General features: G+C 54.2%; 18 protein-coding genes. 7 read left to right on the top strand and 11 right to left on the bottom strand.

The window, feature by feature from the left end; genetic code table 11:
• Positions 1-2: 2 nt before the first annotated feature.
• The 7 genes from P398_RS0113330 to zapA all read right to left on the bottom strand — a co-directional run bounded on the left by P398_RS0113330 (position 3) and on the right by zapA (position 6,212).
• Positions 3-206 carry a hypothetical protein gene (locus P398_RS0113330; RefSeq protein ID WP_024369785.1) on the bottom strand — a complete coding sequence of 68 codons (204 nt, stop codon included), beginning with the start codon at positions 204-206 and terminating at the stop codon, positions 3-5.
• Positions 207-276: 70 nt separating this feature from the next.
• Positions 277-747, bottom strand: a complete 471-nt coding sequence (locus tag P398_RS0113335; protein WP_147287414.1) for a hypothetical protein — start codon at positions 745-747, stop codon at positions 277-279.
• A gap of 140 nt (positions 748-887) precedes the next feature.
• The gene (locus tag P398_RS0113340) at positions 888-1,304 is read right to left on the bottom strand and encodes a DUF350 domain-containing protein (protein WP_029335689.1); all 417 of its coding nucleotides are present in this window, start codon (positions 1,302-1,304) and stop codon (positions 888-890) included.
• Between the two features lie 7 nt (positions 1,305-1,311).
• Complete coding sequence (locus tag P398_RS0113345) at positions 1,312-3,666, bottom strand: endonuclease MutS2 (protein WP_024369782.1); 2,355 nt, start codon at positions 3,664-3,666, stop codon at positions 1,312-1,314.
• Complete coding sequence (gene polX / locus P398_RS0113350) at positions 3,667-5,376, bottom strand: DNA polymerase/3'-5' exonuclease PolX (protein ID WP_029335690.1); 1,710 nt, start codon at positions 5,374-5,376, stop codon at positions 3,667-3,669.
• 69 nt (positions 5,377-5,445) lie between these two features.
• Positions 5,446-5,982 (bottom strand): CvpA family protein, encoded by a 537-nt coding sequence (locus tag P398_RS0113355; RefSeq protein WP_024369780.1) that lies wholly within the window; start codon positions 5,980-5,982, stop codon positions 5,446-5,448.
• 8 nt (positions 5,983-5,990) lie between these two features.
• Positions 5,991-6,212 (bottom strand): cell division protein ZapA, encoded by a 222-nt coding sequence (gene zapA / locus P398_RS0113360; protein ID WP_024369779.1) that lies wholly within the window; start codon positions 6,210-6,212, stop codon positions 5,991-5,993.
• A 210-nt stretch (positions 6,213-6,422) separates the two neighbouring features.
• Here zapA and P398_RS0113365 point away from each other — a divergent pair, with 210 nt between their 5' ends.
• The 3 genes from P398_RS0113365 (at position 6,423) to P398_RS0113375 (ending at position 8,786) form a co-directional block, all read left to right on the top strand.
• Positions 6,423-7,637, top strand: a complete 1,215-nt coding sequence (locus P398_RS0113365) for a dicarboxylate/amino acid:cation symporter (RefSeq protein WP_029335691.1) — start codon at positions 6,423-6,425, stop codon at positions 7,635-7,637.
• A gap of 62 nt (positions 7,638-7,699) precedes the next feature.
• Positions 7,700-8,545, top strand: a complete 846-nt coding sequence (locus P398_RS0113370) for a GNAT family N-acetyltransferase (RefSeq protein WP_029335692.1) — start codon at positions 7,700-7,702, stop codon at positions 8,543-8,545.
• A 43-nt stretch (positions 8,546-8,588) separates the two neighbouring features.
• Entirely contained in the window at positions 8,589-8,786 is a 198-nt protein-coding gene (locus tag P398_RS0113375) for a hypothetical protein (RefSeq protein ID WP_029335694.1), read from the top strand.
• Between the two features lie 31 nt (positions 8,787-8,817).
• On the opposite strand, the gene P398_RS0113380 is transcribed toward P398_RS0113375, so the two are convergent.
• Both P398_RS0113380 and P398_RS0113385 read right to left on the bottom strand, forming a co-directional pair.
• The gene (locus P398_RS0113380) at positions 8,818-10,137 is read right to left on the bottom strand and encodes a murein hydrolase activator EnvC family protein (RefSeq protein WP_029335696.1); all 1,320 of its coding nucleotides are present in this window, start codon (positions 10,135-10,137) and stop codon (positions 8,818-8,820) included.
• 290 nt (positions 10,138-10,427) lie between these two features.
• Positions 10,428-10,946, bottom strand: coding sequence for a VanZ family protein (locus P398_RS0113385; protein WP_029335697.1), 519 nt, complete (start codon positions 10,944-10,946; stop codon positions 10,428-10,430).
• A gap of 159 nt (positions 10,947-11,105) precedes the next feature.
• Between P398_RS0113385 and P398_RS0113390 the strand changes: the two genes are divergently transcribed.
• Together P398_RS0113390 and P398_RS0113395 are read left to right on the top strand one after the other, a co-directional pair.
• The gene (locus tag P398_RS0113390) at positions 11,106-11,579 is read left to right on the top strand and encodes a glutathione peroxidase (protein ID WP_024369773.1); all 474 of its coding nucleotides are present in this window, start codon (positions 11,106-11,108) and stop codon (positions 11,577-11,579) included.
• A gap of 53 nt (positions 11,580-11,632) precedes the next feature.
• Positions 11,633-12,085, top strand: coding sequence for a hypothetical protein (locus P398_RS0113395; protein WP_029335698.1), 453 nt, complete (start codon positions 11,633-11,635; stop codon positions 12,083-12,085).
• Between the two features lie 12 nt (positions 12,086-12,097).
• Here P398_RS0113395 and P398_RS0113400 read toward each other — a convergent pair whose 3' ends face one another.
• Positions 12,098-13,030 (bottom strand): CAP domain-containing protein, encoded by a 933-nt coding sequence (locus P398_RS0113400; RefSeq protein WP_029335700.1) that lies wholly within the window; start codon positions 13,028-13,030, stop codon positions 12,098-12,100.
• Between the two features lie 23 nt (positions 13,031-13,053).
• Positions 13,054-13,500 carry a MarR family winged helix-turn-helix transcriptional regulator gene (locus P398_RS0113405; protein ID WP_029335702.1) on the bottom strand — a complete coding sequence of 149 codons (447 nt, stop codon included), beginning with the start codon at positions 13,498-13,500 and terminating at the stop codon, positions 13,054-13,056.
• Between the two features lie 117 nt (positions 13,501-13,617).
• On the opposite strand from P398_RS0113405, the gene P398_RS0113410 reads away from it, so the two are divergent.
• The gene (locus tag P398_RS0113410; protein ID WP_081828310.1) at positions 13,618-14,031 is read left to right on the top strand and encodes an organic hydroperoxide resistance protein; all 414 of its coding nucleotides are present in this window, start codon (positions 13,618-13,620) and stop codon (positions 14,029-14,031) included.
• Positions 14,032-14,157: 126 nt separating this feature from the next.
• Complete coding sequence (locus tag P398_RS0113415) at positions 14,158-15,015, top strand: metallophosphoesterase (protein ID WP_029335705.1); 858 nt, start codon at positions 14,158-14,160, stop codon at positions 15,013-15,015.
• The last annotated feature ends 47 nt before the right edge of the window (positions 15,016-15,062 follow it).

A 15,062-nucleotide genomic window follows, 5' to 3' on the forward strand; every position in this document is an offset into this window, starting at 1 on the left:
TTTTATTCCACAATCTCAAACGCCTTCACATACGCCACGTGATCAAGGAACAAAATCATCTCCTCATCGAATTGAACGAACCCGTCCGACGCGTGTCGGAACGATTGATAAATCGACTCGAGCGCTGCATAGCGGCTCTCCGCCTCGACCGTATACGTCAAAATCTCTTCGTTGATCAAATGAAACTCAATCTCGTACGATTTCATGCTGTCTCCTCCGTTTCGTGTGGATAGCGAGCCTATCTGCTATCCTTTACCCGCTCTTCGCCGTCTCGTCTCAACATTCGTCCACCTCGTTGACTTCGGTCACAACGACACCCGTATCCCCGACTTTCCCCAAGTCTTCAACGATTGGGTCTTCATATGCCAAGACATGAAATTCTTGCTCGACCGTGCGGATCACGTAATGCGACAACGACCCCCGGTACGTGTTGACGCGTTCTGTCGACATCGTGTCTGCGGCGAATCGCGTGAATTGAGACGCCTTCAACTTCACGATCGGATAAGCATTTTGAAGCCCTGTTTCATCCATGGCGTGGTCTTCGATCGTCCCGAGAAATACGGCATATTGCTCGAAGCGGATGAGAATCCGGTCGCGCTCCGCGTCCCACGTCAATAACATCGTCGCATCCTCCGCTCCGAAACACGTCCACTCGAGCGGATAGTACATCTCACCTTTCATCTGAAACGACTCGACATCGAGCACATAGCCCTCCGTCGTCATCAAAAAATTCAAATCGATGGCCAAACCGTTTCCCCCTTTCAAAAAAAGCGACGTCCGCAAACGTCGCTCTCCCTCAATAAAAGATAAACCACAGTGCCGCTGCCACTAAAAACAACCCGGCGCCGATGAAGAGAATCTTCGCTAATCGTTCATATACCATGTCTTCACCTCACTAACGCCGCACCGACGATGAGCGAGACACCGATCGAGAGGAGGAACGCCAAAAGCCCGACGGCGATGTTCCCTTTCCCAATCTCTTCGTTCACCTTCAAGGACGGGGTCAAAAATTCAAACAACCAATACGTGACGAGAAGCAAGAAGAAACCGAAGCCCCCACCGACCAAAATGTCGACCATCCGATCGTGGTGGCTCTCGACGACACGGAAGATGTTGGCGAGGCCGACGACCTTCCCGCCCGTCGCGAGCGCCACGGCGATGTTCCCTTTTTGAATCTCGCGCCAATTGCTGTACGGCGTCGTCACCTCGAAGATGGCGAGCCCGACGACGATCATGAGCCCGGCGATCGTATACAGACCGAACGACTCGAGCATGACGTTAAACGTTACGTTACCCAATAGCATCTCGTCCTCACTTCAACTCGACGACCGTGACCCCGAGTCCACCTTCGCCCATGCCGCCCGGACGCTGACTCTTCACGTGGCGATGTCCTTTCAAGAACTCTTGCGTCGCTTGCCGCATCGCGCCCGTACCGAGCCCATGGATGATGCGGACGTTGTCGTAACCCGACACGAGCGCCTCGTCGATATATTTGTCTAGGCGTGAGAGTCCTTCTTCGACGCGGACCCCGCGCAAGTCGAGCTCCGACTTCGTCGTGCTCTGGCGCTTCAACGAGCTGCCTTTCGCTTTGAGCGGCTGCTCTTTCGACGGTCCGATTTTCTGAAGGTCGTCCGCTTTGACGTTCACTTTCATGATCCCGACCTGGACGTTGTACTCGTTGTCGTTGATCTGGTTCACGATATAGCCTTTTTGATTGAACGTCGTCACTTTCACTTCTTCGCCTTTACTGAACGTACGTTTCTGTTGCGCTTTTTGTTTCACTTTTTGGATCTTTTTATCTTGGAGCGTCGGTTTCGCCGATTCGAGCTCTTTCTTCGCGGCGATGATCTCATGCTCTTTGACGATGCCCTGCTCACGCAGCTTCTTCAATCGGTCGATGACTTCGTTCGCTTGACGCTTCGCCTGCTCGACCGCCTTGTCGGCTTTCGCCTCGGCCTCGCTATACATCGTGTCGCGTTCTTTCTCGAACTCGGTCATCTTCGCCTCGAACGCCGCCTGTTCTTCTTCAAGGTCGTGGCGCTTGACGATCAATTCTTGTTCGAGCTGCTCTGCGCGTTGTTTCGCCGACTCGAGCTCGTTGATCATCGATTCGACCGACTCGGCATCGGTGCCGACATGGCTCCGCGCCTTGTCGATGACGTCGTCGGACAATCCGAGACGACGGCTGATCTCGAACGCGTTCGAGCGTCCCGGCACGCCGATCAACAGACGATACGTCGGGCTGAGCGACTCGATATCAAACTCCATCGATGCGTTCATGACGCCTTCCCGGTTATAGGCGTACGCCTTCAATTCCGAGTAGTGCGTCGTCGCGGCCACACGGGCCCCACGGCGCTTCACTTCGTCGAGGATGGCGATGGCGAGCGCGGCCCCTTCTTGCGGGTCGGTCCCGGCCCCAAGCTCATCGAACAAGACGAGCGACATGAAGTCGATCTTGTCGAGCATGCTGACGATGTTCGTCATGTGCGAACTGAACGTCGAGAGACTCTGCTCGATTGACTGCTCGTCCCCGATATCGGCATAGACGGCGTCAAACACGGACAGCTCCGTCCCGAAGTCGGCCGGCACGTAGAGACCTGACTGCACCATGAGCTGAAGCAAACCGATCGTCTTGAGCGTGACCGTCTTACCGCCGGTGTTCGGACCGGTGATGACGAGCGACGTGTAATCCTCGCCGAGCTCGACCGTGATCGGGACGACCTCGTCGCGAGGGATGAACGGATGACGTGCCTGTTTCAACTTGATTTCTCGGGCGTCGTTCAGCTTCGGCTCGGTCGCCTTCAACTCATGACCGTACGCGACTTTCGCGAACACGAAGTCGAGTGTGGCGAGCACGTCGAGGTTCGTCACGACCGAATCGGCAACACCGCCGACAAGGTTCGACAGCTCGCTCAAGATGCGGTCGATCTCGGCGCGTTCTTTCAAGCGCACTTCTTGAATCTCATTGTTGATCGAGACGATTGCCTGCGGCTCGATGAAGAGCGTCTGACCGGAAGCCGATTGGTCGTGGACGATCCCGCCGAACGCTTGGCGGTACTCTTGTTTCACCGGGACGACGTAACGGTCGTTTCGGATCGTGACGATGGCGTCCGACAACATCTTGGCGTTGTTGCGGAGGATGTTGTCGATGCGGGAGCGGACGCTGCCCTCGAAGCTACGGAGCTGCGTCCGGAGGCCGCGCAGTTGCGAGCTCGCCGAGTCTTGGACCGTGCCTTGGTCGTCGATGGCGTGTCGAATCGACTGCTCGACTTCGATCAGTTTCGTCAAACGCTCCGCATACTCGTCGAGGCGCGGGATACGGAGGTCCTCATTGTCCTCGTGGAGCTTCTCGAAGAAGTTCTTCACTTGCCGGCCGCTGTACATGACGGCGGCGACGGCGAGCAGTTCGCTCGTCGAGAGCACCGAGCCGATGGCGGCCCGCTTCACTTCGGCGCGGACGTCGGTCAGTCCACCGAGCGGGAGTCGGTCACGGAGACGGACGACCTCGGTCGCCTCCTTCGTGACGTTCAAATTGGCGAGCACCCGGTCGTATGAGTAATCGGGTTGCATCGTGAGCGCCCGGTCTTTCCCGAGCGAGCTCGCGGCGTGGGCGGCGAGCTGTTGGCGTAGTTTTTCATATTCTAAAACGCGTAACGCGTGGTCCATCTAGCATGTTCCTTTCTGTCGCTTCGCGTCAAAGAACGCCTTGGCGTCCTTAAACGAGAGGCAGTTGATGATGTCGGACGGTTCGAGATAGGCCTTACGGGCGTGCAAGACGCCGAGCGCCATATCTTCCATCATGTCCGGGTGGTGCGTGTCGGTGTTGATCATCATTTTGACGCCGGCCGCTTTCGCTTTCTTCAACGTCGAGGCCGTCAAATCGAGGCGGTTCGGGTTGGCGTTCAACTCGAGCGCCGTGCCCGTCTCTTTCGCGAGGGCGATCAAGCGCTCCTCGTCGATCGGATAGCCGTCACGGCGTCCGATGAGTCGGCCCGTCGGATGAGCGATGACGTTGACGTAAGGCGAACGACAGGCGTTCTCGAGCCGGGACATGATCTCGTCGACCGATTGGTCCATCTTTGAGTGGATCGAGGCGACGACGTAGTCGAGCGTCGCTAAAAACTCCGGCTCATAGTCGAGCGTGCCGTCAGGCCGGATATCCATCTCGACGCCGCGCAACACGTGCATGTCGTGCTTCTTCGCGGCTTCGAGAATTTCTTCCCCTTGCGCTTCGAGACGTTCCTCGGTCAAGCCGTTGACGAACGTCATGTACTTGCCATGATCGGTGATGGCGATCCATTCATAGCCGCGCGCTTTCATCGCCGCGACGAGCTCGTCGACCGTCAACTTCCCGTCCGACCAGACCGTGTGCATGTGGGCGTCGGCCTTGATGTCGTCGAGTGTGACGAGTTTCGACAAGTCGTGCTCGAACTCGAGGTTTCCTGCCCGCAGCTCGGGCGGGATGAACGGCAAGCCGTAACGCTCGAACAGCTCCGCTTCCGTCTCCGGTTGCCAGAGGCCGCCCGCCGTCTCGACGCCGTACTCGGAGATCGACTCGCCTTTTGCTTTCGCGAGCTGGCGCATGCGGACGTTATGGTCTTTCGAACCGGTGAAGTGGTGGAGCGTCGCAGCGAATGCGCCGGGTTCGACCATCCGGAAGTCGACCGACACCATCTCTTCGCGTTCGAGGACGAGCGATACTTTCGTTTCCCCGGCCGCGATGACTTCATTGATGAACGGGAGCTCGAGCAGCTTGTCCCGGAGGGCGACCGGTTCTTCGGTCGCGATGATGAAGTCCAAGTCTTTACACGTCTCTTCGGCCCGGCGGAAGCTACCCCCGACCGAATGACGGAGGACGAGTGGTTCGTTTTCGAGCACGGTCTCGATCTCTTCGACGACCGGACGCATCATCGCGTACGATAGGCGTTCCGGGCGCGACTCGAGGTTTTTCGCCGCGGCGAGCAGTTTCTCGACGCTCTTCGCGCCGAAGCGCGGGAGCTCGGAAGCCGTCCCGTCTTCGAGGACGCGGATGAGCGAATCCAAGTCGACGACCCCGATCTCACGGAGTTGCGCGAGCTTCTTGCCGCCAAGCCCTTGAATCTTGAGTAATTTCATCAGACCGAACGGGATCTCTTCTTGGAGCGACTCGAGCACTTCGCTCCGCCCCGTGTCACGCCATTCTTCGAGCACGGCCGCCGTGCCTTTACCGATGCCTGGGATCGTCGTCAAATCCTCGATCTCATCGAGTTCAAGTTCTGAGTTCTCGAGCGCCGTCGCGGCTTTCCGGAAGGCGTTGATTTTGAACGGGTTCTCCCCTTTGATTTCCATGTATTGTGCGATCTTTTCGAGCAGCATCATCGCTTCAACTTTATTCATAACTTTTCCCCCTTATCCATACAGAAAAGGCCGAGACACAAGCACTTGCTTGCATTCCGGCCTGTCGTGTCACAGCATCTTATTCGAGAACCATTCCGAAAGATACGGTGTATCTTGAATGATGAACGTCGCAAGCGACGAGTTGTCGACGGCGTTTTGCACACCGGCCATCGGGACGAACGCGATCACCCAAAGGATGAAGAACGTGATGACGTACGACTCGAAGAATCCGAGGACGGCACCGATAATCCCTTTCAATTGACGCAAGATCGGCAAGTCCGTCAAGAAGTCGAGCATCGACAAGATGAGATGCAAGACGAGTTTCGTGATGACGAACAAGACGACGAACCAGAAGACGTTATAAAACGTCATCTCGATCCCTGAGAGCGAGTTCAAGTCGAGCACACCGCCTGGGAGCGTCCCGTCAAGTTGCGACGGATATGGGATCCATAGTTTGAACGCTTCGGCGAGGTCCCGGTAATAGGCGTTGGCGACGATAAAACTGATGATGAGCGCGACCCAATGGCCGAGCTGTAGAATCGCCCCACGGCGGAAACCGTTGACGATTCCGATAAACAAGAAAAACAGTATAAGTAGAGTAACCATATAGTAATTTATTCTCCCGTATTTCGTTTAGATTTGACGTGATCGCTCGCGATTTGAATGGCCGCGAGAACCGCCGCCTGACGAGCGTCTAAATGAGGGGACTGTTCACGAATCTCACGGATCTTACTATCGACGAGAAAGCCCACTTCCCTCACATGATCGGCTGGCTCCTCGCTCACAATCGTATAATCTTGACCCGCGATGTGGATCGTTGTTCGTTGTACCTGCACGCGTCACCCCTCCTTTACGTCTATTCAAAATTAATCATAACATCGATTGTATATTAGGAAAAGAAGAAGCCCCTTCCTTTTATGCGACAACAATTTATGTTACCCTATTTCAAAGTTGTCAAACGTCAATCTTCGTTGAAAATGAAAAGATAGGTTGGCAATCGCGCTGGAAATGTGCGAAAATAGCAACAATTCAAACATTTAGAAAGGATGATTTATTTGAAATTACGAATTGGCCTTCTAGGTCGCATCATCATCGCTATCGCGTTTGGTATTTTAATCGGTAGCCTCGTACCAGAAAGCCAGAGCTGGATTGTACGGACGTTCGTCACGTTCAACACGATTTTCGGACAGTTCTTAGGCTTCGCTATCCCACTCATCATTCTCGCCTTTATCATCCCGGGCATCGGGGAGCTCGGAAAAGGTGCCGGCAAACTTGTCGGCTTGACGGCCGTCATCGCTTACTTGTCGACAATCGTCGCCGGTACGCTCGCTTACTTTGCGACGAGCAACTTGTTCCCGCAAATCTTGGCTCGCGATACGGCGTCAGCTGAAAACCCAGAAGAAGCACTACTTAGCGGATTCTTGAACTTCGAGATTCCACCCGTGTTCGGTGTCATGACCGCGCTCGTTCTCGCTTTCGTGATCGGAATCGGGATTGCCGCGATTGAAAGCAAGCGCTCACTCGACCTTGCCATGGATTTCCGCGATATCATTGAACTTGTCATCAGCAAAGTCATCATTCCACTCTTACCGATTCACATCGCCGGAATTTTCATGAACATGACTTACGCCGGTCAAGTCGCCGAGATCCTCTCGGTGTTCTCGCTCGTCTTCGTCACGATCATCGTCCTTCATGCGACGATGCTCATGATTCAATACTCGATCGCAGGCGGCCTCAACAAAGAGAACCCGCTCAAGTTGCTCAGAACGATGATGCCGGCTTACTTCACAGCCATCGGGACGCAATCATCGGCAGCAACGATCCCGGTCACGCTTCGCCAAGCGAAAGCGAACAACGTCGACGAAGGCGTCGCCAACTTCGTCGTTCCACTCTGTGCGACGATCCACTTGTCTGGTTCGACGATCACGCTCACATCGGTCGGTGTCGCGCTCATGTACTTGAACGGCATGCCGATGTCATACGCGATCGTACTCCCGTTCATCCTCGCCCTAGGCGTCACGATGATCGCGGCACCAGGTGTCCCTGGTGGAGCCGTCATGGCCTCACTCGGACTGTTCGGCTCGATCCTCGGCTTCGACGCGACGATGCAAAGCTTGGTCATCGCGCTCTACTTGGCGCAAGATAGCTTCGGTACAGCGACGAACGTCACAGGTGACGGTGCCATCGCGAAAATCGTCCACTACTTCAAACGTCATACGAAACTTCTCGACGATCCAAAAGCACGCGAAGAAATCGCATAACGTGCTCAACGGGCAAGCCTAACGGTTTGCCCGTTTTTCATACATACAAGGGGGAAAACGGAATGGAATTCAAGGTTTGGACCAATCCCGATGCGTTCGCAGAGCGCGTCTTGCCGGAATTGATGAAGCGAGAAGCTGAGCACAGTCTGATGATTGGTATCCTCGGTAACATCCAGCGCGGCGTCTACCCTACATATCACCAGCTGACGGTCGAGGACGACGGGCAGCTGCTCGCCATCATGCAAGTCACGCCCCCGCATCCGCTCAACTACATCATCGTGGACGCTTCACATGCGCGAGACGTTCACTTAACGGCCATTCCGGCATTATTGGAACGGGACATCCCGTTCACCGAAATCGTGTCGGAACGAGTCCACGCCGAGTCGTTCGCTGCCCTCTGGCGCGAACATACAGGACGAAACGTCTCGCCATTCATGGCTCAAGGGTTGTACCGTCTCGAGCGCGTGAACGAGATCAAGATGGCCGAAGGGACGATGCGCCATGCGACGACAGACGATCAAGCACTGTTAGAGGACTGGTATCGCGCCTTCGAACGAGATTCGGGACTTGACCCGTCCGAGACGGAGAAAGTCGTCCGTACCGTCACTATGATGATCGAGAACGACGACGCCGTCATTTGGGAAGTCGACGGCACGCCCGTCTCATGCGCCAAACGCTCAAGGCCGACCGAGAACGGCGTCACCGTCTCGTTCGTCTACACCGTTCCCGAGCGGCGTGGGAACGGCTACGCCCGCTCCATCGTCGCCGAGCTCAGCCGTGAGCTATTGAAGACGAAACGCTTTTGTACGCTCTACACCGATTTGACCAATCCGACATCGAACAAGATCTATCAAGAAGTCGGCTATGAACCGATCATGGAGTCTTCATGGATCCGACTCGCTAGATGAATCGCCCCGACTCCCCTATACTAATAGGTGGAGGCGATTTTTTATGAGGCATTGGTGGAATCAAATCCCGAAACGGGTCCGTCTCGTCGTAGCGACCGTGCTCATCGGCTCGGTCGTCGCTTATATGATGATCGTCGGCGGCATGAGCGTCCTTGACGACCCGAACTGGGACACGCTCTGGTTGAGCGTCCTCGGCGCCGCCTTGTTGACGTTCATCAGTTACCGGGCAACAAAAAAGTGATCGACGCGTTCGTCGATCACTTTGTCTGTTATTAGAAGAATGAAGCTGGGTTGACCGTGTTGCCCGCGCTCGAAGACGAGTACGAGTAACCGCCACGGTGGATCTCGAAGTGAAGGTGTGACCCTGTCGAGTTACCTGTGCTACCCATGCCACCGATATGTTGGCCTTGTGAGACACGTTGTCCGGCCGAGACCGACACTGAGCTCAAGTGAGCGTATACTGTCGTCCACACTTGTCCGTTAATGACGTGTGTGATGATGACGTGGTTCCCGTAAGCTCCGCCCCATCCTGCAGTCGTGACCGTACCCGTTTGTGCCGCACGAATCGGCGTGCCTACTGGTGCAGCCAAGTCAATACCGTTATGGAACGTATAACCGTTCACTCCGCTCGCTGGTCCCCATCCTTGTGTGAGACGGCCGCCAGACGGACGTTGGAACATACCACCGCTCGCTGGAGCAGACGCTGCTGGCGTCGCTGCCGCTGCGCTCGATGAAGAAGACGCGGTTGCGTTCGAAGCTTGCTTTTTCTTCGCTGCTGCCGCAGCCGCTGCCGCTTCAGCTTCTGCTTTGCGCTTCGCTTCTTCGGCCGCACGACGTTGCGCTTCAATCTCAGCCTTGATTGACGCTTCTTGGGCTTGGAGTGTCGACTCCATTTCCTTCAAGCTCATCAACTTCGATTCGAATTTGATTTTCTCAGCGTTCAATTTTTTAACTTTCGCTGCGCGCTCTTTCATTTTCTTGTCGAGTGCCGCTTTGCGTTCTTCAAGCTGCTCTTTTTGTGTGACGAGGGCATCGCGCTCTGATTTGAGCTCCGCCTGTGCAGCTGCGAGCTTCTCTTTCGTCGCTTGATACTCTTCGAAGATTTGCTTGTCGTTCTCTTGGATCGTACCGGCCGTGATCATCCGTGTGATCAAGTCGCCGAAGTCTTTCGAACCGAAGATGAACTCCGCCCAGTTGATCGACGTGCCGCCGTTCTTTTGCATCGTCGCCATGCGCTCTTTCATGAGTTCTTCTTGAGCTTTCATTTTCGCTTCGTACTTTTTGATTTGAGCCTCAAGCTCTTTAATCTTTTCTTGTGTCGCACGAATCTCAGCTTTCTTTTGAGCCACGTCGTTGATGACCTCTTGGAGTTGAGCGTCTAACTTGTTGATCTCTTGCTGCTCTTTGCTGATTGCTCGCTCACGCGATTGAATCGATGAGTTCGCCTTTGACTGTTCAGAACTATTCTGTTGTTGCTGCTGCTGGACTTTCTTTTGCTTGTCTGTGAGTGACGCCGCAAAACCAGGAGTCGTGCCGCTGATAAGAAGAGTCCCTAGAGTGACGGTTGCCGCAAGTTTCTTCAAGTTGATCAATGTGCTTCCCTCCGCTGAGTCGTGTGAATTTCTATATATAATAGATCAATGTTTGTCGATTCATGACGAGAACCATTCTCGCCCTGTGACTCATTATAGCAATCTAAACCTAAAGTTATTTTACACTTATATTTCATTCGCATTACATTGACCTGATTTAGGTTTTATCGTTAAAAAAACGTGGGTATATAAGGGGATTTTCTCGATTTCTTGTCATAAAGAAGATTTATAAAAAAAGAAAAACGCTTCGTGGAAGCGCTTTTCACATAACAACCTATCACATTTTTGTTTCACCTAGTCGCGATATATCCTGCCCGACTCCGTCTTTTCCCTTTTCGTTTCACCAAATAGATGCCTCCGACGAGCAATACCCCGCACAACGCACCGACGCTATCCAAGACGACATCTTGGATGAGCGGTGTCCGTTCCGGCGTCAAACTTTGGTGGAACTCATCGTAGACAGCGACCGTATTGGCAAGCGTCCAAGCGAACAGGAGTATGAGTCCGGCATGGAGACGGACGCGAGACACTGCTTTGACAAAGAGCGCCCCAAGGATGAAGAAAATCGTGAAGTGCGCCGCTTTTCGGATGAGGAACTCGATCAAGCCGACCGTTCCTTTCGCTTCGAGCGAGACCGGGCTACCCGCATAATCGAAGTCGACGCTTTCGAGCGCCGGCTCGGCCCAGCCCCAGTCGAACCGTTCGAGCGGCGAGACGATGCTTTGATCCGAATAAGGCGTCGAGCTCGAGAAGAACAAGCCGACGAGAATGATGGTGATCCAAATAAATTCATTTTTCAATATGTACATAACACCGTTCCTTTCTTCAAGACTTTCATTATAAGAGTTTCTCCACATTTCATTGTAACAGCGACATCATCGTTTCGTGACAAATTGATTGCGGACAACCGATTCAAAGTCGAATCCATAAAACGGAATTGATATAATGAAAGAAAAGGGGGAATCAACATGATCTATCATTACGAAGCCGCCGATATGAGCGGCAAGCTCCAACCGTTGTCGAATTACGAGGGGGATGTACTGTTGATCGTCAACACGGCGAGCAAATGCGGGTTCACGCCGCAACTCGATGGCCTTGAAAAATTGTATGCGCAATACAAAGACAAGGGACTCCAAATTCTCGGCTTTCCGTGCAACCAGTTCGGCAACCAAGACCCAGGGACGAACGAAGAGATCAATGAGTTTTGCCAACTGAACTACGGCGTGACGTTCCCGATGTTCGCTAAAGTCGACGTCAACGGCAAAGACGCCCACCCGCTCTTCCAATACTTAGCGAAAGAAGCGCCGGGACTGCTCGGCTCGAAAGCGATCAAATGGAACTTCACGAAGTTCCTCGTCGACCGGCAAGGGAACGTCATCGAGCGCTTCTCGCCGCAGACGACGCCTGATGAAATCGAAAAAGCCGTCAAAAAATTGATTTAAATGAAACCAGTCCCATCCTCCGACCGTAACGTACAGAAAGGGGGATGGGATTCATGTTTCATACGTATACACGTCGACGTAACGTCGTCCGCACCATCGCATTTCTCACGATTTTGTTTCTCGGCCTCGAGCTCGCCTTCCAAGAGGCGGACCAAACGATGGGCTACGCGGAAACGAACCCGAACTGGCTGCCTGAGGCGTGGACATCAAACCCATTGCTCGTCCTTTACCTCGGTGTCCTGACAATCCTATTCGTCGACCTCATCGTGTCGAGCGGCGTCTATTTAAAGCACAGCTCGTCCGCATACGTCCGTCGCTTCATCGCTTTGCAACTGTTCGGCGCGCTCGTCGCCACGGCCGCCTACTTGACGGCCGTCTACGTCGAACCACGCTGGCCGTTCACGTTTCTCGTCTCGTTCGGTGTCATGATGTCGTTCGGGTTATCAGATAAGTATTTAAAGCCGCTCCAACCAGAAAAACAGGAAGGTCTGCCGAACGAACGGTGACCTTCCTGTTTTTTAGCGTGGCGTAATGAAGTTGATCGTATAGAACGGGCTATTGTCGTCATTGTAGACGAGCCCGACCGAGGCGTGGCTGAAATCGGGCTTCAAGATGTTCTCGCGGTGGCCGAGCGAGTTCATGAGCCCCCAATGGGCGTGAAAGACGCTCATCTGACCCATTGCCAAGTTCTCCCCGGCGAACGAATACGTAAGGCCGTACTCGTTCATCCGCTCGAACGGGTCCCGTCCTTCCGGATCGGTATGGCTGAAGAAATTGTTCTCCGCCATGTTCTCACTGTGGGCGCGGACGACCGGGAGCAGCGGTTCATAGTCGGCGAGCGCTGACAAACCGAACTTCTGACGGTCCCAGTTCATGAGCAGGCGCATGAGCGTCTCGTTGGCGACCGTTCCTTCTGCCGAGACGTCCCCGTAGTAACCGTCGCTCGACTCCTCGACACGACGGTCGACGGCGAGGACGGCTTTCAACTTGTCGCCATCGTGTTCGTCAAAGAAGAACGTCACGTAGCTGCCGTTGATCGCATACACCGAGAACGACGGGTCGTCCGGGATCAAGTAGCGGCGCATCCCTTTGTCGTACGAGCGCACCGGGTCGAAGCCGATCCGTTCGACGTCCTGGCGGGTCGTCTCATCGAGGATGAGCCCTTCATACGTGGTACCCGTCTCGAACTGATAAAACCCTTTCTTCGCACCGTCGGCGTCAATCAACTCGAGTGCGCGGTCACCGTTTCGTTCGAGCAAATACCAGTCGTTCCCGGCGTATTGGCTAGCGAAACGGGGCGCGTCGGTGGCGACGTCTTCCGTCTCACCTGCTTCTTCTACGGCATCCGACTTCACTTGGACGCTCGTCGGCGCCGACACGTTCGGCACCTCGTACTTCCAAGCGGCATAGACACCGATCGCCATCAATAAGATGATGAGTTTACGGAACATGTTGACTCCTTTCGTGGAAAACCTTACCCTTGTTGCTCACCGAATGCTTTCAAGCGCGATTTGATATCGATGAGCACCTTCATATAGTCGACGTATGTCGCTTCATCTATGTTCAGCATACCACTCACTTTGAGCGGCACCTCTTCCGCCTGCTCACGCAACGTGCGGCCAGACTCGGTCAACGTCAAGAGGACACGGCGCTCATCGTCGGTCGCCCGTACTTTCTCGACATAATCGATTTGCATCAACCGTTTGACGAGCGGCGACAACGTTCCCGAGTCGAGTGTGAGCCGTTCACCGAGCTGTTTCATGTCGATGCCGTCCTCTTCCCATAACACGAGCATGACCAAGTATTGGCTGTACGTCAGGTTCAATGGGGAGAGGATTGGCCGGTACAAGCGAGTGAGCTCTTTCGATGCGGTGTAGAGTTGAAAACAGATTTGATGCTCTAATGTTAACGAACTTTTCATATTATTTCCTCCGGCTGTAGTCTTAGACCAAGCATATCATTTGCACATTCATTTGACTGCCTTATAATTAAATTGTGCACAATACAATTGTTAAAAATGAAACGGAGGAAATGAATCATGAAACCATTATTCACAGCTTCTGCAACAGCCACTGGTGGCCGCGAAGGTCGCGTCACATCAACGGACGGTGTCATCGACTTGAACGTCGCGATGCCAGGCTCGAAACAAGCGGACGAGTCGACGAACCCGGAGCAACTGTTCGCAGCCGGCTACGCGGCTTGCTTCGGTAGCGCCTTGAACCTCGTCATCGGCAAAGAACGTGTCAAGACGGACGGGACGAGCGTCACAGGCCACGTCACGCTCAACCAGAACGACGAAGGTTTCTTCATCTCTGTTGAACTTGAAGTCGAGATCAAAGGTGTCGACCAAGAGACAGCTGACCGCCTCGTCGAAGCGGCACACCAAGTGTGTCCGTATTCGAAAGCGACGCGCGGCAACGTCGACGTCACTCTTACAGCGAAAGCAGCTTGACCTCCCCCCGCTCCTTGCGAGCGGGGTTTTTTCACGAAACAATGTTCGCCGAATGCCTGACGATTCTTTGCTTCCCGCCCCGACTCCGAGTAGAATAAAAGAACCGAAGAGACGAGGAGGGACGATATGTTCGAACAAAAACGTAAATACATCATACTCATCATCGTCGCCTCATTTTTAGCCGCCGCCTTTTATAACGGACTCGTCGTCCGCACGTACGACGTGTCGACGGACAAACTTGAAGCCGGGCAGTCGCTCCGTATCGTCCTCCTCTCTGACTTGCACGGGTATTCGTACGGGAAGGAACAGAGCGCTTTGATCGACAAGGTGAAAGAGCAAGAACCCGACCTCATCGCGCTGCCGGGTGACATGCTCGACCGTAATCGGCCACCGGATGCCGCCTTCGATCTCATCAAAGGGCTTGAAGGATACGTCCCGATTTACTTCGTGACCGGCAACCATGAGATCGACGAATCGGACGACTACGTTCGGCATGACGTTAAAAACGTGTTCCGCTCTCACGGGGTCATCGTCCTCGAGAACGAGGCGGAAACCGTGACGATCAACGGAATCGATCTCATCATCGGAGGCGCGGAAGACCCACTCCGGACGTACGCCGAAGACCTTTATGGGAGCTGGGAGCAAGATGTGTTGACGGCGCTCGCCGACGTCGACACGGACGAGACGTTCAGCTTGTTGCTGTCTCACCGGGCCGAACAAGTCGAAATATACGCCGCACTCCCGTTCGATCTCGTCTTGTCCGGCCATGCCCACGGGGGACAAGTCCGTATTCCTTATCTTATGAACGGTCTGTACGCCCCAGATCAAGGGTTCTTCCCAAAATATGCTGGCGGGCTGTATGAACACGAGACGTTCGACCACGTCATCGGCCGCGGTTTCAACTATAGGATTAGCGTGCCACGCATCTTCAATCCACCCGAGATCGTCGTCATCGACGTGATCGGCACCGGGACTCCTCCGTGAGTCCTTTTTCCTATTTCCTCCATTTTTTAGATTCAGAAAGAATGGAA

The sequence above is a fragment of the Exiguobacterium aurantiacum DSM 6208 genome (assembly GCF_000702585.1).
GTDB lineage: Bacteria > Bacillota > Bacilli > Exiguobacteriales > Exiguobacteriaceae > Exiguobacterium > Exiguobacterium aurantiacum.